The following is a 19149-nucleotide window of genomic DNA, read 5'->3' as shown; positions in this document are numbered from 1 at the left end:
CTTTTTTCTGTGCTACAATAGAGAATGTACATATGAAAAGGAGTTGAGTTGGATGAAAGAGGAAATCATGAAACGCTTTACCTCCTATGTCCAGGTGGATACACAGTCCGATGCCGACAGTGAGACTTGCCCATCTACACCGGGACAGTGGAATCTCGCCCATATGCTCGTCGAGGAGCTGAAGGAAATCGGAATGACCGACGTAACAGTGGATGGAAACGGCTATGTCATGGCGACACTGCCCGCCAACACAGACAAGCAGGTGCCGACCATTGGCTTCCTGGCACACTTGGATACCGCGACAGATTTCACCGGCGCCAACGTCAAGCCGAAAATCGTGGAGCATTATGATGGGCAGGATATCGTACTGAATCCAGAATCGAACATCGTCCTGTCGCCAAAGGATTTTCCGGAGTTGGCCAAGTATCAGGGACATACCTTGATTACGACTGACGGCACAACGCTGCTTGGCGCCGATAACAAGGCAGGGATAGCAGAAATTATGACCGCGATGAGCTACTTGATCCAGCACCCTGAGATCAAGCACGGCCGCATCCGTGTTGCCTTCACCCCGGACGAGGAAATTGGCAGAGGGCCGCATAAGTTTGACGTGGCTGCGTTTGATGCGCAATATGCCTATACGGTTGACGGCGGCCCGCTTGGCGAGCTGCAATATGAGAGCTTCAACGCTGCCGGAGCAAAGGTCACGTTCAAAGGGACAAACGTCCATCCTGGCACAGCCAAGGGCAAAATGGTGAACTCCGCGAAGATTGCGATGGAGTTCCAGTCAAAGCTTCCTGCTGAAGAAGCTCCGGAGCTTACAGAAGGCTACGAAGGCTTCTATCACCTGACTTCTGTTCATGGCGATGTCGAGGAAACGAAGCTGCAGTACATTATCCGCGACTTCGACAAAGAGAAATTCGAATCCCGTAAAGCGTATATGGAGACAGTTGCGGCGCAGCTGCGTGAGGTGTATGGGCCGAATCGTGTACAGCTGCAGCTGCAAGACCAGTATTACAACATGCGCGATAAAATTGAACCTGTAAAAGAGATTGTCGACATTGCGTATGAAGCAATGCAAAACCTGGATATCCAGCCGGATGTAAAGCCGATCCGCGGCGGCACGGACGGTTCCCAGCTCTCCTACATGGGGCTGCCGACGCCAAACATCTTCACAGGCGGCGAGAACTTCCATGGCCGCTATGAGTATGCATCCGTGAATCACATGCTGAAATCCGTGCAGGTCATTGTGGAGATTTCCCGTTTGTTTGAAGAAAAGGCATAAGGAAAGCAGGCATGTTCCTTGAGAGCATGCCTGCCTATTTCTAATACCATTGCTGTAGGAAAAGCAGAATTTCCTCATTGATTTCCTTCAGCTGCTGTTCAGCCGGGAAATGGCCCATCTCGTACAAGTGATGCGAGACCAAGTTCGGCAAAACCTCCTTTGCCTTCGCCACTACCCCCTCCCCCGGAAAAAAGATATCCGCTGTCCCGCCCACCACCATGGTCGGAGCTTTGTACGGTTGCAGCTCCTGCTTCTCCGACAGCTTCGGCATATCCTGTTCCAGCTTTGTATGCCGAAAGATATCGCCAATGATTTCTTCATCCTCCGGCTTCATGGTGCCGGTGGACATGGCATCCGCGATACGATGCAGCTGCTTGCCCGATGAAGTCATCTGATAGAACCATAACGGCAACAAAATGCTGCGGATCATCCTCCATTTTGATCCGAGGATGAGGCCAGCCGGCGCCACAAGGACGGCGCAGGAAATGCGCTCTGGCGCAAAGGCCGCGAGCCGTAAGGTTATGCCTGCCCCGTAGGATGGACCGACAAAGGCGCATCGTTCTATATGGAAATAATCTAGAATATCCTCCACCCAACGGGCCAGACTGTCATCACTTGCTGACAGCCGCACCTCATCACTCAAGCCCGGATGACCGATGGTGTCCGGCGCAATGACTCTGTATTGCTGCAGCAACGGCTGAAACCAGGAAAGTGTCATGGGATTGAGGCAGTTGCCGCCCTGCAGGATACAGATTGGCTTCCCTTCTTTTGGTCCTGACACCAAGACATGTGTGTTGCCCCAGCGCGTCGGCACATGAACCCTTTCAAACTCCGTCCCCAGTCTCTGTAAGTAAGCCTCATACTGCTGCAGCAGCTTTTCTTTCCCTTGCTTTCTTTTATATATGGTATGCATCTTCATGCTTCACCTCTCCCCTACATCCATCATAAGAGGAAACCAGCTGAATACAAGCTTTTCTTTCCTTTTTGTTCCAAATAAAAAAACAGCTGCCCAAGTCAGCTGTTTTTCGCATTATGGCTGCATGTTTTTCCCGTAAAAAATCTCATCCATTTCCATATGCAGCTTTTGTGCAATGATTTCCCGCTCTTCCGGGGAAAGCATTTCCTTTGTATTGCCAAACAAATAGTTATCCAAATCAAATTTCCGCAGCTTGCACTTTGTATGGAATACATTCTCCTGGTATACATTCACATCAATCATGTCATACATGCTTTTGATGTCATCTGCAATGTAGTTTTGGATGGATGAAATACCATGATCAATAAACAGCTTGCGCCCGGTAATATCCCGTGTGAAGCCGCGCACCCGGTAGTCGAGTGTCATAATGTCTGTATCAAAGGACTGAATGAGGTAATTCAGCGCCTTCAGCGGGGAAATTTCACCGCAGGTGGAAACATCGATGTCAGCGCGGAAGGTACTGATGCCATCATCCGGATGATACTCCGGATACGTGTGGACGGTAATGTGGCTTTTATCAAGATGGGCGAGGACAACCTGCGGCAGCGGCTCCTCCGCATCCTCTGTATCCAACTGCCCTTCCTTCACCACATGCTCCACCGGTCCCTCTGATACAAGAATGGTGACGCTCGCCCCCTGCGGATCATAGTCCTGCTTGGCAATATTGAGAATGTGGGCACCGATCATATCGGACACTGTGCTCAAAATCGCAGTGAGACGGTCCGCATTATATTGCTCATCAATATAAGCAATGTACGCATCCCGTTCCTCCGCTGTTTTCGTATAACAAATATCGTACATATTAAAGCTTAACGTCTTCGTCAGGTTATTGAAGCCGTGGAGCTGAATAGGCTGATTGTGTGTTACGCTCACTGGATGGTTCCCCTCCTTTTTCTCATACATCTCAGCCTTCTTACTTTTTCGTAAAGCCGAAATGCCTATACATGAGAATAACTGTATCCGGCGTTTCCTCTATCTCCCTTTTAAAATCCTATAATATAGATGTTATAATATAAAGGGCGAAAAGAACTGGGGGGACTGTGCATGAGGAAATGGCTGGCTTCACTCTGGTTGATTCTGCTGCTTCCCCTGATACTGAGCTTAAACCCAGTTGTATATGATGCCGGCTATTTGGCACAATATCAGTCTCCTGAAGGCATCCGTTTCCTGAGCTACTCCCGGGCATGGGATGAAAAACAGCTGCGTGCATTGTACCAAGAGCTGCTGCGGAACAAGCACGGCAAGGAACTGGCTGCCTTGCGGGAGGTGCAGGTATACGGAGAGGAGCACGCACGCATGAATGGGGAGTATCACCCGGCGACCCGTGTCATTACCCTGTACAACGGCGACCGAAAACGGACAACGGCCGCGATGCGCAATACCCTGTCCCACGAGTATGGACATCACTTTGCGTTTTATTATTTCCCGCAGCATGTTCTGCCTATACAGACAGAATGGAAAACGCTGCGTGGAGCAGATGATGCTTACTCCCTGGCGTTCTGGAAATATTGGAATGGATATCACAAATGGTTTGCACCGGAAATTTTTGCGGATGATTATATGATGCTGTACGGGGCCACGCAGAAGCTGAACGGGCATGATGAAGATGTATTTGCCAAGATGACAACGCCTGAAAATGAAGATCTGCCGAATGTACTGGAGAACCAAAAGCTGCAGCACTATTTGGAGCAGGGGTCCGGACTGCATGTGGATCAAGATCGGGTTTTGTCCACACCAAAATGGACCAAGCTTTCAGCTCATGCGCTGACGGTAAACATTATGCAGCGTCCAGACATTTTGTACCGATTTTCCTTTGACTACTACGAAGGGAAGCAGCAAACCGTAACAGCTTGGACGCACCGCGGCACGCTTACTGTATCCTCTGCAGGGCAAAATGGAACCGTTTCTTTGCCGTTCGAGAAGACACTGCTGCCCGAGCAAAAAGGCTTCGATGGCTCTGTTTGTGTAACGGTGGAGGCTGTTGATTTGCATACAGGGCTGGGACTGAAGCGCGTGCTGGCCCGTTTTGAAATGAGGGACGGGGCTGCCACACAATAAAAAGCAGGAGGGCTATCCTCCTGCTTATGCTTTGCTTCCTTGTCCGCGGTATGCAATGCCATGAAATTGGGTGATGGACCGAAATAAAGACCTGCCATCACCCGGGCTTGGCAGCTCAGATGCCACATCCAGATACATCGCCTGATACGGCTCAGGCACCCAGATATAGGTGTGTACATATTCAGTCAACGTGAAGCCGCACTTCTCCCAGAAGTGGATGCGCCGCAGATTTTCTTTTGTCTGCTCCGCCTCTGCCTCGATGATGATTCTATCGCAGAGGGAGGAGGCCCAATCCCGCATATCATGGACCAAGGCCTGTCCATATCCTTTTCCGCGATGGTTCCCGTCCACCGCCAAATAGTCAAGGATCAGCACCCGCTGCTGCTCCAGTTTTCCGGCCAATGCCATGGCTATCGGCCGTCCTTCGTGCTTGAGAACATGCAAGCTGCCGATTCCTTTTGCAAACAGCCCGCGCACGATGGGTTCACTCTTGGCGCCGTGCGCTCCGAAGGCTTCCATATAAATCGGCTTTGCCTGCTGCCATAATGCTTCATTCCATTCATTTGTTACGATATATTCCATATGCTTCTCTCCGCTTTTTCTGATGGTTCCCTATAAGTATACCGCAATCCCGACCAAACCTGACAACAGAATGACCGACAGCGGATGCAGCTTAAAGCGGGCAATGGCCAGGAAAGCCAATCCGAACATCAGGTAAGTGAGAAGGGTATCCACGGAAACACCTTGCCGCGTCACACCCGTAAACATGGGGTTTGCCATGGCCAAGCGGATGGCGGCAAAGAAGATTAAAGCGGCAACTGCAGGCTTTAATCCATAAAAAGCCGCTTTGACCCAGTCCTTCTGATAGACCTTGTAAAACACCGTGCCAATCAGCCAAATGATAAGCAGGGATGGCAAAATCATGCCGAGCATGGCTGTCAGGCCGCCTACCCAGCCAGCCGTGCGATATCCGACGTAAATCGCGATATTGGTGGCGATTGGCCCCGGCGCCATGCCTGCCAGTGCGACCGCTTCGGCAAACTGCGCCTTGGACATCCAGCCGTTTGTCAGCACCTCATGCTGCACAACCGGTATCATCGCGTAGCCGCCGCCAAACGAAAGCAGCCCGATGCGGAAGAAGGAGAAAAACATTGTCCCAAGCAAGCTGACGAACGCCACTTAAATCCCCTCCCCGAAGTAGTAGTCCTGCGGCACCTGCTCGCTCTGTTCCGCATTTGCTTCCTTCTCGCGAAAGACAGGATAACCCTTGGCTTCCTTCACCTTCACAAGCACCACCCCGGCGCACCCGCCCAGCACAATCACAAGGAGCGGCGGCATGCCGAGAAACAGCAGCAGCCCCAGTGTCACGAAGAAGGTAGTGACAGTTGTTTTATCCAAAATGGTGGTCCGGATCATTCGGATGCCGGCATACGCAATCAGTGCGATGACGCCGACTTGAATGCCCTTCAATGCCGCCATCACCTTCGGATGATGCTGAAAATGGGAAAAGCCGACCGCCAGCAGCAGCACGAACAAAAAGGTCGGCAGCATAATGCCGGTCACCGCTGCCGCAATCCCCTTCCACCCCAGCAGCTTATGGCCGATGCACGCAGCGGCGTTGACGCCGATGCCCCCCGGAGCTGCGCCAGAAATGGAAATGACCTCGGCCATCTCTTCCTCTGTCAGCCACCCCTTCTTTTCCACAATTTCCCGTTCAATGGCCGGCAGCATCGCATAGCCGCCGCCAAAGGTCACCGGCCCGATTTTACAAAAGGACCAAAACAGCTCCAGCAATTGCTTCCCCTGTGATACTTCCATCTTCTCTCCACTTCTTTCCCGGCGTATGTTCTCTCTCCTCAAAAGACGAAAAACCCAGTTACCTTGCTTCCGTTTCGGACCACAAGCTAATGGGTTTCTCTCTGTCTGCCCTGCCAGGCAAACCTTCTGTATTCATTTTATCATCTTTCAATGAAAAAAGGTATCCCATTCGCAAGCCATCAACCAGCGGCGCGCTCTGCTTCCTTTTGTGCCGCCAATGCCGGAAGAACCAAAAAATAAAACAGTGCGGGCTAGCACAGTTCTTGCGTACGAACTCAAAATAAACACAAAAAGGCTGCCCGAATACTCGGACAGCCTTGGATACTGCATCTCATCTCCCGCAATTGCCGACCATACTTGTTTGGAAAATCAAGTTTCCCAAAAGTTATGAGCTCCGCAAGGTTACTTTTGCCTTTCCCGGCTCGGGGACATGGCAGCCATAGCCTGTTTTGGAGCAGCCTTGCAATTGTGTTGATTTTTAATACGAAGTACATATCGTACAACGCAGGAATATGAGGGTATGTTGCTGCTTATGCCTCTATCATACAGCCGCGCGTTGCTGTTGTACATAGGGATTTTTTGTAAAATGTTTTACAGCAATTCCCGTGCCAGCAAACGGTAGGATTGCAGTCTGTCAGCAAAATCGTGGGTGATGGTAACCATCATCATTTCATCCGCACCAGATGCCTCCCGCAGGGAAAGCAGCTGCTTCTTTACCGTCTGCGGGTCTCCAATCAGCATGCTTTCCTTCATCTGCTGCACCATGCTCTGCTCTTCCGGGCTGTATGGATACAGCTTCGCCTCCTCTATGGACGGAACCCCGCTTCCTTCCCCTTTCGCCTGCAGGACCCGCCACAGCAGACTGCTTGCGGCAATTTCTTCTGCCCGCTCTGCCGTTTCCGCGCAAATCACCGAAACAGTCAGCAGCGATTGCGGCCGGGCCCCCCGGCCGCCTTGAAAGCTCTCGTGATACATACGTAGCAGGTCCGCCCCATTTTTATCGCTCATAAACTGCCCGAAGGCATAGGAAATGCCGAGCTCTGCCGCCAGCTTGGCGCTTTTACCGCTTGTCCCGAGCAGCCACGGCTCCGGCGGGATGTCCGGCACAGGCGCTGCCTTCACCTTGGCGTATAAGTGATCTTCCGGGAAATCCCCATGGAGGAAATGCAGCAGCTCCCGGATGGAATCCGGCAGCTTCCACACCTCCTCTAAAAACCGGCCGGACAGCGCCGTTGTTGCCTCGGCCGAGCCGCCCGGCGCCCGTCCGATCCCTATGTCAATACGGCCGGGAAACAGCGTCGCGAGCAAATTATAGGTTTCAGCCACCTTGTACGGCCGATAATGCGGCAGCAGGACGGCTCCGGAGCCAATGCGGATGCTCTTCGTTTGCGCGCCGATGTACCCGAGCATGACTTCCGGCACGGAGGAAGCAAGCCCCTGCAGGTCATGGTGCTCAGCAATCCAATACCGGGTATAGCCGAGCTCCTCGCCCAACTGCGCCAGCCTGGCGGATGCCACAAGTGCCTCCCGCGCCGTCTGGCCGGCCGGAATGGGGGATTGGTCCAGCATGCCCAGCTTCAGCTTTTTCATCCTTGCACCTCGGTTAACGCGAGGTGGAACTCGCCTACCTGGTTTTCCTCATACAGATTGGTGAAGGACGTGTAATACTGCCGGATGGTTCCTGTAAAGGAAAGACCGCGTGCCGGCACATGCACTGCAAATTGATTTTGATACAGCAGCGTGGTAATCCGATGATACTCTTCGCCGCTTTTTACATGAAAAGAAAACGAAATGCCGAGCTCTTCCTTTTCCGGCAGTTCTTCATATACGAAAGCCTGAATCAACATGTCATTCAGGAAAATATCTGTCATCCTTGTCATCTCCTATCTCCCTATAGTCGTACCACACCGGGGCGATATCATGCAAGAAAACAGGCTGTTAGCCTGCTTTCTCCATATGCTGCGCGGTGGGCTTCCCGGCAAAGAAGGAGGAGAGCAACACACCGGCGATGACGACCCCGCCGCCCACCGCCTGGTACCAGGCGAGCGTTTCTCCGGCAAACAGTGTGGCGAAGCTGACCGCAAACACCGGAAGCAGATTGAGAAATACGCCGGCTTTTGCGGCACCTGCATGCTTGACACCAAGATTCCAGGATAAAAAAGCAGCAATGGATGCCAGCAAGCCTACATACAACAGAACACATACAGAGAATGGTGCCCAGATCACCCTCACCCCCGGACGGCTCAGCTCATATACGCTGAACGGCAGCAACACAAGCACACCAAGGCCCGCTGTCACATACAGCGAGGTATAAGCAGGCAGGATGTTTGCGTACTTTTTGCCGATAACGGAGTATGCCCCCCAGCACAGAACAGCCAATACCACCAATATATCACCGCTATTGAAGGTCAGGGACTGCAGCTTGGCCCATGACCCCTCAGATAAGGTGAACAGCACCCCGGAAACCGACAGGCAAATGCCGGCCATCTGGACCGAAGCAAGCTTCTCCTTCAGCAGAAATACAGACAGGGCTGCAATACAAAGCGGCGTGATTGCGTTCAATACAGCTGCATTCACAGAGGTTGTATAGTGCAGCGCTGCATATAACAGCGTGTTGTAGCCGACAATGCCTGTCAGCGCCAGCACAGCCACAATCCGTTTATGCTTCTGCAACACCCCCCAGTCCCTCCGCAGCCGTTTGTACAAAAAAGGACTGAGCGCCAAGAAGGCAATAAGCCAACGCAGCATGGACAGCGTGAATGGCGGAATATACTGGCCCACAGCCCGGCCGATAACAAAGTTGCCGCCCCAAATCAGATTGGCCGCCACCAATAGGATATAAGAATACTTCTCCTTCAGCATCTCTTCTCTCCTTCCCAAACTATTTTCACCACAAACTTTTCACCTGGTGAAAAAATAGATTTTTCTACAAAATGTTATACATAGACATGCATAACATTCCACAAAAACACGTGTCCTTCCTGCTTTATTGTCTGACTTTTCTGTATGTATGGTAGAATGGAGAAAAGGAGGCATCAAACATGACAAAGCGAACGCTGATTATTACACAAAATCTGGATTCAGCCTTACATGAAGAGGTCGCTTCGGCTGTCCCGGACTGGAAGCTGATTGTCGGGCGGGACCGTGACGTTTGGCTCCCCTATTTAGAGGAAGCCGAGGTGCTTGCCGGCTGGAAGACGGAGGTGCGGGACTTGTGCAGCAAGCCATCCAAGCTCCGCTGGCTGCAAAGCTGGAGCGCCGGGGTGAATGCAATGCCGCTGCAGGAGATGGAACAGCAGGGCATCCTGCTGACAAGCGCCAATGGCGTGCACGCTTATCCAATTTCCGAAACCATATTTGCGCTCATGCTGGCGCTGACCCGGAACATTCATACATACGTCCGCCAACAGCTGCAGCAGACCTGGCACCATGGCAATTTGTCCCTCGAAATTCACGGGAAAACCATTGGCATAATCGGCGTTGGCGCCATCGGAAGCGAAACGGCCCGGCTGGCCAAGGCGTTCGGAATGCGGACACTGGGCATCCGGCGCTCGGGGGAAGCAGCTCCGTATGTCGATGAAATGCACACTTTGGCACAGCTGCACACCATTTTGCCGCGGTGCGATTATGTGGTCGTCACGCTGCCGCTGACAGATGAGACACGTCAGCTGTTCCGCGCTGAGCAGTTTGGGCTCATGAAACCAAATGCCTTTTTCATCAATATCGGCCGCGGGGAACTTGTGGCAGAGCGAGACCTCCTGCAAGCACTGCAGCAGGGAGAAATTGCCGGAGCCGGTTTGGACGTGTTTGAGCAGGAGCCGCTCCCCGCCGAAAGCCCGCTGTGGGGGATGGACAACGTCATTGTCACACCGCACACGGCCGGCTCCACCGAGCACTACAATGAGCGGGTCATTCGCGACATTTTCCTTCCGAACTTGCAGCGTTACTTGAATGGCGGCATCCCCGCCATCAATCTGGTGGACTACACCAGAGGCTATTAACTGTAAATTTTGCCATCATGACCGGCGGCGTTTGACTCATACTAAGGAGTGAAGAGACGAGCTCTTTTCAGTAACTCTGTACAAGGAGGCGCTGCATATGGCGAAGAAAGTCATCCAAGAAGGCAAAGTGAATCAGAATGCGGATGCCGCTTCCGGCACAAAGCCGATGATTCTGACACAAACCGGCCCGCAGGCGAACGATACATTCGGCACAAGCAAAAAGACAAAGTAAAAAAGCCTTCCTGGAGCAAACCGCCTCCAGAAAGGCTTTTCTTTTACCGCAGCTTTTCTAAAATCGGATACAGCTCTTCCAGATGGGCAATCTCATAATCCGGCACCACTTCATTGCGTTCCTTCTCATGGCGGTTCACCCAGACAGAGGCAATGCCGGCACGGGATGCTCCGAGAATGTCAGTCATCAGATTGTCCCCCACCATGACCGCTTCCTCCTTTTGAAGTCCCAGGAGTGACAGGGCATGCTCAAAGATCGATGGGTCCGGCTTGCCGCGGCCAAACGCGCCGGAAATGACGATATGGTCAAAATACGGCACAAACTCCGGGGTAATGGTCAGCTTTGTCTGCTGTAAGTCCGGAGAACCATTTGTCAAGAGCAGCAGCTGATACTTCCCCTTCAGCTCGTCCAGCACCCGGAACGTTTCCTCATATACGAAAGGCAAGCGGCGGCGCTCTGCGGGAAACCGCTCCGCCAACTCCGCGCCAAATGCTTCATCCTCAATCCCCATGGCACGCAATCCCCGTGTCCAGGCTTCCTTCCGATATAAGGGCACAATAGCGCACAGCTTGCGGAAATTGTCTTCCTCATCCAAGAAGTTGCCCCAGAGCCCTTCAAATGGGTTAATTCCAATCATCTGGGTAAACTCGTATGTCTCGTAAGAAGCATATAAATCGCGGGCTTCCTGCCGTACCGCCTCCTCCAGTTCTTCCGGATGCACGCCATATTTCTCCCCGGCAAGAAGGCATGTCGCACGGAAGGCTTCTTGCACACTTTTCTGGTCCCACAGAAGGGTATCGTCTAAATCAAATAGGATGGCTTTTATCATTGTAGTCCCTCTCTTACTGTATGCTTTGATGAATATTACGCCTATCATACCACCTTTTTTTACATATGGCTTGCGAATTGCGTGAATTTTTAATCAATATCATAAAAAATAGACTGTCCGGGATGGACAGCCCATTTCATCATTCGTCTTCCGCTGTATGAACAGTGTTTACCTGCCCAATGGCGAACATCTCATTGAGGAGCGGCTCCGACATATAATGCGCCTGCCAGAAGCGTTCCTCTTCGGCTGCTGTCATACTGGTCGGGATTTCACTGCGCCGGTACACCGGCTTCATTCTGTTCTCATTCACGGACAGTTCACCTCCGTACATCATTCTACCTGACATTATGCGCTGACAAAGGAAAAGTATGTACTACTTTCTCGCTCTTGTGCCGAGCGGCAGTGAACAGAGGATCATAGCCACACACAGCAGCAGGACACTGGCAAGGGCAAAATGGAAGCTTCCCGATAGATCCAGCAGAGTTCCCACCAGGATCGGGCCGATGCTCCCGATGGCATACCCCGCGCTGGAGGCCATGGCAGTCCAGGCACTGGCGGCAGCAGGCGTGTCTGTTTCATCCAGCGGCAGCAGCAGCGCGAGCGGAAACAGCCCTCCTAGCCCGGTGCTCAGGAACACAACAGCAAGCCAAACGCTTACCATCGGAACTGCCAGCAGCAGGAGAAATCCGGCAAGCGCCGCGGTGCTGGAGGCGAGAAGCCACGGCCGCCGCCGCGGCGTTTTCTCTGACAGATTCGGAATCAAGAAGCAAAAGAACATTTGCAGGAGCGAGAATCCGGTCACCACAAGACCCGCTTCTCCAGCCCCGAATCCAAGAGAGCGCAGATACGGGGCAAGCCAGGCAGTTGCGGCATAAAACAAGGCCGACTGCAAACCGAAAAAGAGTGTAATCAACCAAGCCCGGGGTGTCCGCCAAGGCAGCTTCCCCCCGGCAGCCCGCGCCGCCTGCTTTCCAGTTGGAACAATGGCCAGCCAAATCAACAGGGCCGCCCCGGCAAGCAGGGCCCATACGGCGAGCGAGCTGCTCCAGAACCCGAATGCCTGCTGCAAGGGCACCGCCATCCCAGCTCCAAGCGACGCGCCTGCGCCCATGCCAAGTGTATAAATTCCGACCATGGCACCCGCGCGATTCGGGAAATACATCTTAATAAAACCCGACAGCAAGGGACCGGCAATGGCAATGCCAATTCCAATGAGCCCGGCTGTCAGCAGCAGCCATCCTGTATGCACGGCAACGAGGCGGGCTGCTGTGGCAGCGCCGATCAACAGCAGACAGCCGGCCACCACCGGCTTCATGCCCCATCTTTGCTCCAGGCTTGTCGCAGCCGGCGCGAAGAGGCCCATGCATAACACCGGCAGAGCCGTAAGAAAGCTCGCGGCTGTTCCATTCATGCCGAGATCCTGCCGGATGTCCTGCAGCAAGGGTGAGATGGATGTAATCGCCGGGCGCAGGTTCATTGACACTGCGAATAAGGCAAGAATAAGGAGCACGTATCGTTGCTTCATATGTATCCCCCTTGACCATATGTATTTCGCTACATGAAACTTTACATATTAAATTGTAGCATACCTTGAACGGCCCATACATGAAATGTATGGGCCGTTTTTGCGGCTTACGCTCAATTTTCTTGTAGAATCCTGCGGAATCGCTTATATTGGAGGAGTGAAAAATGAGGATGATATGGTAAAATAAAGCGGTGGACAGCATGAATTTGACATGCAGGGAACCCGGCTTCCTCATATACTGATAATGCAAGGAGTAGAGCTATGGAAAAAGTATTGATTTTTGGACACAAAAACCCTGACACGGACACAATTTGCTCAGCAATCGCCTATGCTGAACTGAAGAAAGCCTTGGGCGTGGATGCAGAGCCGGTGCGCCTCGGCGAAATTAACGGCGAAACAGCCTATGCACTGGAGCAATTCCAGGCAGAAGCGCCCCGCCTGGTGAAAACAGTTGCCAATGAAGTGAACGGTGTCATCCTTGTCGACCACAACGAACGCCAGCAAAGCGCTGATGATATTGATGCCGTGCGCGTGCTGGAGGTAATTGACCACCACCGTATCGCAAACTTTGAGACAAGCGATCCATTATATTACCGCGCTGAGCCGGTTGGCTGCACCGCAACCATCTTAAACAAGATGTACAAGGAAAAAGGCGTGGCAATCCAGAAGAACGTGGCGGGCCTGATGCTGTCTGCCATCATTTCCGATTCCCTGCTGTTCAAATCTCCAACCTGCACGGAGGAAGATGTGGCAGCAGCACGCGAACTGGCTGAAATCGCCGGTGTCGATGCGGACAGCTACGGTCTGGCCATGCTGAAGGCTGGCGCTGATTTGAGCGACAAGACAATCGAGCAGCTGATTTCCCTGGATGCAAAGGAATTCCAAATGGGCGGCAGCAAGGTTGAAATTGCCCAGGTGAACGCGGTGGACACAAACGATGTCATGTCCCGCCAGGCTGAGGTAGAAGAGGCGTTGAACCGTGTCATTGAAGAAAAAGGCTTGGATCTGTTCCTGTTCGTGGTAACAGACATCCTGACAAACGACTCTGTGGCACTGGCGCTTGGCCGTTCCGCTCACGCAGTGGAAAAGGCGTACAATGTGACACTTTCCAACAACACTGCTGTACTGAAGGGCGTTGTTTCCCGCAAGAAGCAAATCGTTCCTGTTCTGACAGAAGCGTTCAACCGACTGTAATACAACAGACCCGCCCTTTTGGCGGGTTTTTTGTACAAAAATAAAGAACCGCGTGCGTTCCGCGGTTCATCCAATACAGCAAATTCTATATGAAGTAAATCAGGTTGTTCTCTCTTTAGCCGGCCATAGGCTCGGCGCGCGGCTGGGGCAGGCTGCGATCACCTGGACCAAGGAACCGGAGGACCACTGTCACACGGTACGCGGCTGCACCGAATTCCCTCAGTGCAATGCTCCTGATTGGACTATGCAGTTCCCCTGCTTTCGGATGGCCCCATCCCCATGCAATCACGCGGCCCGGATCTCTGCCATGCTGAGATTCCGGCAGCACATGGTTTCTCTTCGCTGCCGCTCTTGCTTTCGGCTGCTGAACCGGGTATTCCACCGCTGTCTTGCCGATGACGAACAAGATTCGTTCAGCCACTTCCACCTTCTCGGCCTTCTTCCGCTTCGATTTGCGGCGGCTGGCTTCCTTCACCTGATGCACCAGCACATACTCATAGCTGTGCTCTGTTTCCCGGCAGATGATGGATACAGCGTCTGTGATGATGTACTCCACTTCCCCTGAAGCATGCTGTCTCACCTTGATGGTTTCATGCGGCTCATGCTTTCCTTCCTGTCTGGCCGCAAAGCGCGAGCGCAGCATTTCTCCCTTGCGTACAGCATACGCATCCTGGAACCTTCCTTGTTCATCCAGCTCGATGCAGAGAGTCACCTCTTTGCCGGCTTTCTTTTGCACTTCTGCCAGACGAGCTTGCTTCGCTTGGACTCCCGAGAAGCTGACAAAGATGCGGGTATGGCTTTTCTTGGGTTGCAGCTTGGCAACTTTCATATCATCCCTACCTTTCCAGACGCTTACAGGTTTTTCTTGCCTATGCCTATACAGATTCCACCTTTGTATTCCGGATTCCTACTTCCATATTCATCCATTTTATCGCCATATTCCAAGAAATCCCGATGAATCCGGCCGGCAGTCGAACGAATGCGAGCCATTTCCGCATCGAATTTATCAGATTGCCGCCGGAATTTGCAAACCGAAAATAAAAAAATCCCCTGAACATCAGGAGATTTTTTTGAAGGGCAGGCCTTACTGTACGGCTGCTTTTCTTTATGGCGCCGGTGTGGCAGCTGTCTGTGCCTTCGCTTTTGCCTGCTGCAGCTTTTTCACATTCTGCAGTGCCTCCGCAAAGTTCGCTTCCAACTGCGCAATGGCTGCTTCATCGAACTCATGCTGCTCCATGGCATTTGCCCACGTTTTGCTGCGGAGAAACGACTTCCATGTCAAATGGTCTGCCTTCCGCTTTTTCATTTCCTTTATAATCCAGCGCATCAGCTTGCGTTTGCCCTTTTCGCTCAATGCCCCTTCCACGATGAACACGACATCAGTGCTTCTCCGGTAGGCATGCTTCAGGTCGCGTTCCGCCGCTGCCTTCAGAAAAATATTCGCCGTATTTTCAGCATCAGCCAGTGCGCGGTGCTGCTCTCCCTGCCACTCCAGCCCAAACTGCTCCACGGCCAGACGCAGGCTTGGTTGATTGGGAAACAGCTCTTCATAAGCCCGGAATACAAATTGCTGCAGGTCAAACCGGCGCTCCTTGCTCATATCCGGACAGTCAAGACCGTGCCGCGTGCAGTCTTCCTTCAAAAATTCGTAGTCCTCCTTACCCCAGGTAACCAGGATATAGCTGCTGCCGATAAAGGAGCGGAATGCTGCCAGCACCTGCCGGAACCGTGGCGCCTGCTTGACGTCCTGCTTCTCAATCCCGGTCAGCTTCGTGGTGTGCTTGGATAAAGGGGCAGTGGGCTTCACAAAAGCGGAGAATGTGTCCACGATCTCCATCGTCTGCGGATCAATTTTGACCGCACCCATATCTACAATTTCAGCCGGGAAATCCGATTGGTATGGCCGGAAATTTCGTTCTAAGTCAAATACAATATAATGTTCTGCTTCCATTTGCGTTCACTACCTCTTTTTCGTCTCATTTCTCTATTGTACCTTATTTCTTTGCCAGTATGAACCGGGAAATAGGCGAGATGGACGAAACAGACGCAAAAAAGCTGCCTCCGGCCAAAAACCGAAGACAGCCGGCCATCTATTGCAGCTGCTCCAAAAACTTGGATAAATCCCTTTGCACGTTTTCAACGAGGGTCTGGATTTTCTGCAGATCAAGCGGGCTTTTTCCTGTTTCGGCAATAAGCGGATACAAATTCTTCTCAATGGTCTCGTATTGTGCCGGATAGGACTTCTCCACATCTCCTTCAAAGGCATCCCATTTGGTTGCCAATGCCTTGCCGAATTGTTGGATATCCTGCTGCCGCGGCTCCTGCTTCATGGCAGCCTGCAGCTTTTTCAGCTCCTGCAAGACATCTTCAACACCACTTTTGATGCCGGCCGGCGCTGTCTGGTTCACCGGTTGCACCTGCTCCTGTTCCTGCCCGCCGAAGGCACAGCCGGACACCATGACACAAACAGCGAGGACTAGCAATGCGCGTACATATGTCATCATCTTCCCTCCTTACTATCTGTCAGTCATATCCACGTTGCCGCTTTGCTATACTAGTTGTCCGCAATTCAAGGACAAGGAACATGTGCGTGGCAATTTCATATACTGCTACAAGCCAAAAAAGGCTTAGAACAAAGAGTAAGGAGTTTTCCGTATGGCAACAGCTCTACTCGGCAGTTTTATTTCTGCCATGGCAACTGTACTGGGCGCTGTCCCCTTTTTCTTTATCCAAAAGCTGTCCGAGCGCTGGAAGGACATTTTAATCGCCTTCGCAGCCGGCATTATGGTGTCTGCCTCCACCTTCGGCCTGCTGCCGCAGGCATTGAAGGAATCCGGCATTTTGGCGCTGACAGTCGGGCTATTGGTGGGCATTGTGTTTCTTGATTTGATCGAAAAAAATATCCCGCATATTGACGTGGAGCATAATACGGACATTCAGTACTTACATCCCAAATATTTGCTGGTCATTATGGCCCTTATTATCCATAATATCCCGGAGGGTATGAGCTCGGGCTTCAGCTTCGCCAGTGATAATCAAAGCCTGGGGGTAATGGTTGCGATTGCGATTGGCGCACAAAATATACCTGAAGGGCTGATTCTGGCTGTATTTCTGATGAATTCGCAAGTAAGCAAGCTGAACACCTTTTTTATTGTCTTTTTAACAGGTGTTGTCGAAATGATTTCCGCAGTCATCGGCTATGCGGCTGCCAGCCATGTGGAAGCCTTAATTGGCTATGGCCTGGCCTTTGCAGCCGGTGCCATGATGTTTATCGTATATAAAGAGCTCATCCCGGAAAGCCATGGCCACGGCTACGAGCGCCCATCCACCTATGCCTTTATCCTCGGACTTCTTGTTATGATTTATATCGGCCACATCTTCAGCTGACAACAACCGCCTAAAAGGGACCATGCCTGTCCGTCCGGGCACTTTCAGACTTCCCGGGGAAGAGTTCCCTTCCATTTTTCCCATATAAAAAAGCAAGGGAACATGCCCTTGCTTTTTCATTACCAAGAAATGTTTGAAATCTTCTTCCCCAGCACGTGGTCCTGCGGAATAAAGCCGATTTGACGGCTGTCACGGCTGTCATTGCGGTTATCGCCCATCACAAATACATGCTTGGCTGGAACGGTCCACGTCTGGTTGTCTGCCAGCATCGGCTCTTTGATGTAGGTCTCCTTCAGCTCCTTGCCATTCCGGTACACACGCCCCTCTTTAATTTCAATGGTGTCGCCCGGCTTGCCGATTACCCGTTTGATATAAAGAGCATGTCCTTCCTCCGGTTTCACAAACAGCTGCATGACGCCGTTTTCCAGCAAATCATCCTTCAGCGTGCGCTCCCGGCCTGTCCGGCTGTCTATAATGACAATATCACCATAGCCCGGCAGCCGTGAAAAGGTATGTGACAGCTTCGAAACAATGATATGCTCCTGATCATACAGAGTCGGATCCATAGAGTGTCCCTGCACCTGATAAGGCTGTACGATGAACACACTGACGACGGCCGCCAACAGCAAACCGAGGAAAATTGAACTGATCCAGCTCCATATTTCTTTTGTTGCGCTGCGTTTCAAATTAAAACCTGCCTTTCTTTTCCATGCTTTCATCAGCTTAACATATTTTCACTTTTCCCTACAACCGTTATATCCCCTCCCTGCAGATTCTTTATCCGTTTCGTGTGTCAGATTGCAGCAAAAAGAGGAAAGGGCTCCGCCTTTCCTCCCCTGCAGTGGGTCAGCAAATGCGCGGCAGCTGCATGCCATGCAAGCGCCGCAGCTTCCTTGTGGCGCCAAATACGGTGCGCACGCGGAGCTCGCCGGACTGTGTGTCTGTTATCCGGCCAATGATGGCGGCTTCTGCTCCCTCCGGATGCTGCCGCAGAAGGGACAGCGTCTGTTCCGCCTCCGCAGCTGACACAATCAGAATGACTTTTCCTTCATTTGCCACATACATGGGATCAAACCCGAGCAGGTCGCATGCACCGGCGACAGCTGGATGCACCGGCAAGTCCTCCTCCTCCAGGATGATGGTAATGCCAAAATCTTCACAAATTTCCACAAGGGAAGTGGCCAGCCCGCCGCGGGTTGGATCCCTCATGATACGGACACCGCCCGTTCCATGCTGCACATCCTCAATCATCGCCGACAGTGAGGCACAGTCCGATTCGACTTCTGTCGTGAAGCCAAGTTCATTGCGCGCCGCCAAAATGGCAATGCCATGGTCGCCGATGGAGCCGCTGACAATGACGGCATCCCCTTCTTGCAGATAAGCAGCCTTACTTTTATGGCGGACCACCCCGATTCCGGTTGTGTTGATGAACACTCCGTCACAGCTGCCGCGTTCCACCACCTTTGTATCCCCCGCCACAATGGAAATCCCGTTTTTGGCAGCCTCGGCCGCTATGCTGTTGACAATGCGCTGCAGATCCGCATACGGAAAGCCTTCCTCGATAATGAAGCCGCACGTCATATACAGGGGCACGGCGCCGCTTACAGCCAGATCATTTACGGTTCCGGCCACGGCCAGCTTGCCGATGTCGCCGCCGGGAAAAAAGAGCGGCTGCACCACGAAGCTGTCTGTTGTAACAGCAATCTCATTTGCCGGCATGGAAACAATGGCCGCATCCAGCATGGGAGAAGCGGTTGTTTGGAAAGCGGAGAGAAACAGCTCCTGAATGAGTGTGTGTGTCAGTTCTCCTCCGTCTCCATGCGCCAAGCTGATTCGTTTCATGT

At 52.3% G+C, this 19149-nt stretch carries 22 protein-coding genes; 6 read left to right on the top strand and 16 right to left on the bottom strand.

Features of this window, described 5'->3' with window-relative positions; translation table 11 throughout:
- Positions 1-52 precede the first annotated feature (52 nt).
- On the top strand, positions 53-1285 hold the full coding sequence (gene pepT / locus NK662_RS17840) for a peptidase T (RefSeq protein WP_254760307.1): 1233 nt from the start codon (positions 53-55) through the stop codon (positions 1283-1285).
- Between the two features lie 40 nt (positions 1286-1325).
- Here the strand turns inward: pepT and NK662_RS17835 are convergent, their stop codons facing one another.
- Both NK662_RS17835 and speD read right to left on the bottom strand, forming a co-directional pair.
- On the bottom strand, positions 1326-2204 hold the full coding sequence (locus NK662_RS17835; protein WP_254760306.1) for an alpha/beta fold hydrolase: 879 nt from the start codon (positions 2202-2204) through the stop codon (positions 1326-1328).
- A gap of 111 nt (positions 2205-2315) precedes the next feature.
- Positions 2316-3134 (bottom strand): adenosylmethionine decarboxylase, encoded by an 819-nt coding sequence (gene speD, locus NK662_RS17830; protein ID WP_254760305.1) that lies wholly within the window; start codon positions 3132-3134, stop codon positions 2316-2318.
- 171 nt (positions 3135-3305) lie between these two features.
- Here speD and NK662_RS17825 point away from each other — a divergent pair, with 171 nt between their 5' ends.
- Positions 3306-4319: a hypothetical protein gene (locus NK662_RS17825; protein WP_254760304.1), complete on the top strand. Its 1014-nt coding sequence runs from the start codon at positions 3306-3308 to the stop codon at positions 4317-4319.
- A 24-nt stretch (positions 4320-4343) separates the two neighbouring features.
- Here the strand turns inward: NK662_RS17825 and NK662_RS17820 are convergent, their stop codons facing one another.
- The 6 genes from NK662_RS17820 to NK662_RS17795 all read right to left on the bottom strand — a co-directional run bounded on the left by NK662_RS17820 (position 4344) and on the right by NK662_RS17795 (position 8999).
- Positions 4344-4901: a GNAT family N-acetyltransferase gene (locus NK662_RS17820; RefSeq protein WP_254760303.1), complete on the bottom strand. Its 558-nt coding sequence runs from the start codon at positions 4899-4901 to the stop codon at positions 4344-4346.
- A 30-nt stretch (positions 4902-4931) separates the two neighbouring features.
- Entirely contained in the window at positions 4932-5498 is a 567-nt protein-coding gene (locus tag NK662_RS17815; protein WP_254760302.1) for a chromate transporter, read from the bottom strand.
- Positions 5499-6137 (bottom strand): chromate transporter, encoded by a 639-nt coding sequence (locus tag NK662_RS17810; protein WP_254760301.1) that lies wholly within the window; start codon positions 6135-6137, stop codon positions 5499-5501.
- A gap of 591 nt (positions 6138-6728) precedes the next feature.
- The gene (locus NK662_RS17805) at positions 6729-7718 is read right to left on the bottom strand and encodes an LLM class flavin-dependent oxidoreductase (RefSeq protein WP_254760381.1); all 990 of its coding nucleotides are present in this window, start codon (positions 7716-7718) and stop codon (positions 6729-6731) included.
- A gap of 5 nt (positions 7719-7723) precedes the next feature.
- Positions 7724-8008, bottom strand: a complete 285-nt coding sequence (locus tag NK662_RS17800) for a DUF3219 family protein (RefSeq protein WP_254760300.1) — start codon at positions 8006-8008, stop codon at positions 7724-7726.
- A gap of 67 nt (positions 8009-8075) precedes the next feature.
- A complete protein-coding gene (locus NK662_RS17795) occupies positions 8076-8999 on the bottom strand; it encodes a DMT family transporter (protein WP_254760299.1) in 924 nt (307 codons plus the stop codon).
- Positions 9000-9178: 179 nt separating this feature from the next.
- Between NK662_RS17795 and NK662_RS17790 the strand changes: the two genes are divergently transcribed.
- On the top strand, positions 9179-10138 hold the full coding sequence (locus NK662_RS17790) for a D-2-hydroxyacid dehydrogenase (protein ID WP_254760298.1): 960 nt from the start codon (positions 9179-9181) through the stop codon (positions 10136-10138).
- 97 nt (positions 10139-10235) lie between these two features.
- Positions 10236-10370: a hypothetical protein gene (locus tag NK662_RS23625; protein WP_279665068.1), complete on the top strand. Its 135-nt coding sequence runs from the start codon at positions 10236-10238 to the stop codon at positions 10368-10370.
- A gap of 43 nt (positions 10371-10413) precedes the next feature.
- On the opposite strand, the gene NK662_RS17785 is transcribed toward NK662_RS23625, so the two are convergent.
- The 3 genes from NK662_RS17785 to NK662_RS17775 all read right to left on the bottom strand — a co-directional run bounded on the left by NK662_RS17785 (position 10414) and on the right by NK662_RS17775 (position 12724).
- Positions 10414-11199 carry an HAD family hydrolase gene (locus NK662_RS17785; protein WP_254760297.1) on the bottom strand — a complete coding sequence of 262 codons (786 nt, stop codon included), beginning with the start codon at positions 11197-11199 and terminating at the stop codon, positions 10414-10416.
- A 139-nt stretch (positions 11200-11338) separates the two neighbouring features.
- Complete coding sequence (locus NK662_RS17780; protein WP_254760296.1) at positions 11339-11509, bottom strand: hypothetical protein; 171 nt, start codon at positions 11507-11509, stop codon at positions 11339-11341.
- A gap of 63 nt (positions 11510-11572) precedes the next feature.
- On the bottom strand, positions 11573-12724 hold the full coding sequence (locus NK662_RS17775; protein ID WP_254760295.1) for an MFS transporter: 1152 nt from the start codon (positions 12722-12724) through the stop codon (positions 11573-11575).
- Between the two features lie 261 nt (positions 12725-12985).
- Here NK662_RS17775 and NK662_RS17770 point away from each other — a divergent pair, with 261 nt between their 5' ends.
- Positions 12986-13918, top strand: coding sequence for a manganese-dependent inorganic pyrophosphatase (locus NK662_RS17770; protein WP_254760294.1), 933 nt, complete (start codon positions 12986-12988; stop codon positions 13916-13918).
- A gap of 115 nt (positions 13919-14033) precedes the next feature.
- Here the strand turns inward: NK662_RS17770 and NK662_RS17765 are convergent, their stop codons facing one another.
- The 3 genes from NK662_RS17765 to NK662_RS17755 form a co-directional block, all read right to left on the bottom strand.
- Positions 14034-14747 (bottom strand): hypothetical protein, encoded by a 714-nt coding sequence (locus NK662_RS17765; RefSeq protein ID WP_254760293.1) that lies wholly within the window; start codon positions 14745-14747, stop codon positions 14034-14036.
- Positions 14748-15023: 276 nt separating this feature from the next.
- Complete coding sequence (locus NK662_RS17760) at positions 15024-15869, bottom strand: exonuclease (protein ID WP_254760292.1); 846 nt, start codon at positions 15867-15869, stop codon at positions 15024-15026.
- 139 nt (positions 15870-16008) lie between these two features.
- Positions 16009-16419, bottom strand: coding sequence for a hypothetical protein (locus NK662_RS17755; RefSeq protein WP_254760291.1), 411 nt, complete (start codon positions 16417-16419; stop codon positions 16009-16011).
- Between the two features lie 154 nt (positions 16420-16573).
- Here NK662_RS17755 and NK662_RS17750 point away from each other — a divergent pair, with 154 nt between their 5' ends.
- Positions 16574-17305 (top strand): ZIP family metal transporter, encoded by a 732-nt coding sequence (locus tag NK662_RS17750; protein ID WP_254760290.1) that lies wholly within the window; start codon positions 16574-16576, stop codon positions 17303-17305.
- A 119-nt stretch (positions 17306-17424) separates the two neighbouring features.
- Here NK662_RS17750 and lepB read toward each other — a convergent pair whose 3' ends face one another.
- Positions 17425-17991, bottom strand: a complete 567-nt coding sequence (lepB, locus tag NK662_RS17745; RefSeq protein WP_254760289.1) for a signal peptidase I — start codon at positions 17989-17991, stop codon at positions 17425-17427.
- Between the two features lie 160 nt (positions 17992-18151).
- Positions 18152-19147, bottom strand: a complete 996-nt coding sequence (hypE, locus tag NK662_RS17740) for a hydrogenase expression/formation protein HypE (RefSeq protein WP_254760288.1) — start codon at positions 19145-19147, stop codon at positions 18152-18154.
- Between the last annotated feature and the right edge of the window lie 2 nt (positions 19148-19149).

The organism is Ectobacillus ponti (genome assembly GCF_024294785.1).
Classification (GTDB): Bacteria; Bacillota; Bacilli; order Bacillales; family Bacillaceae_G; genus Ectobacillus; species Ectobacillus ponti.
Note: the sequence above shows the minus strand (reverse complement) of the source record. Positions and strands in the feature narration are given on the sequence as shown.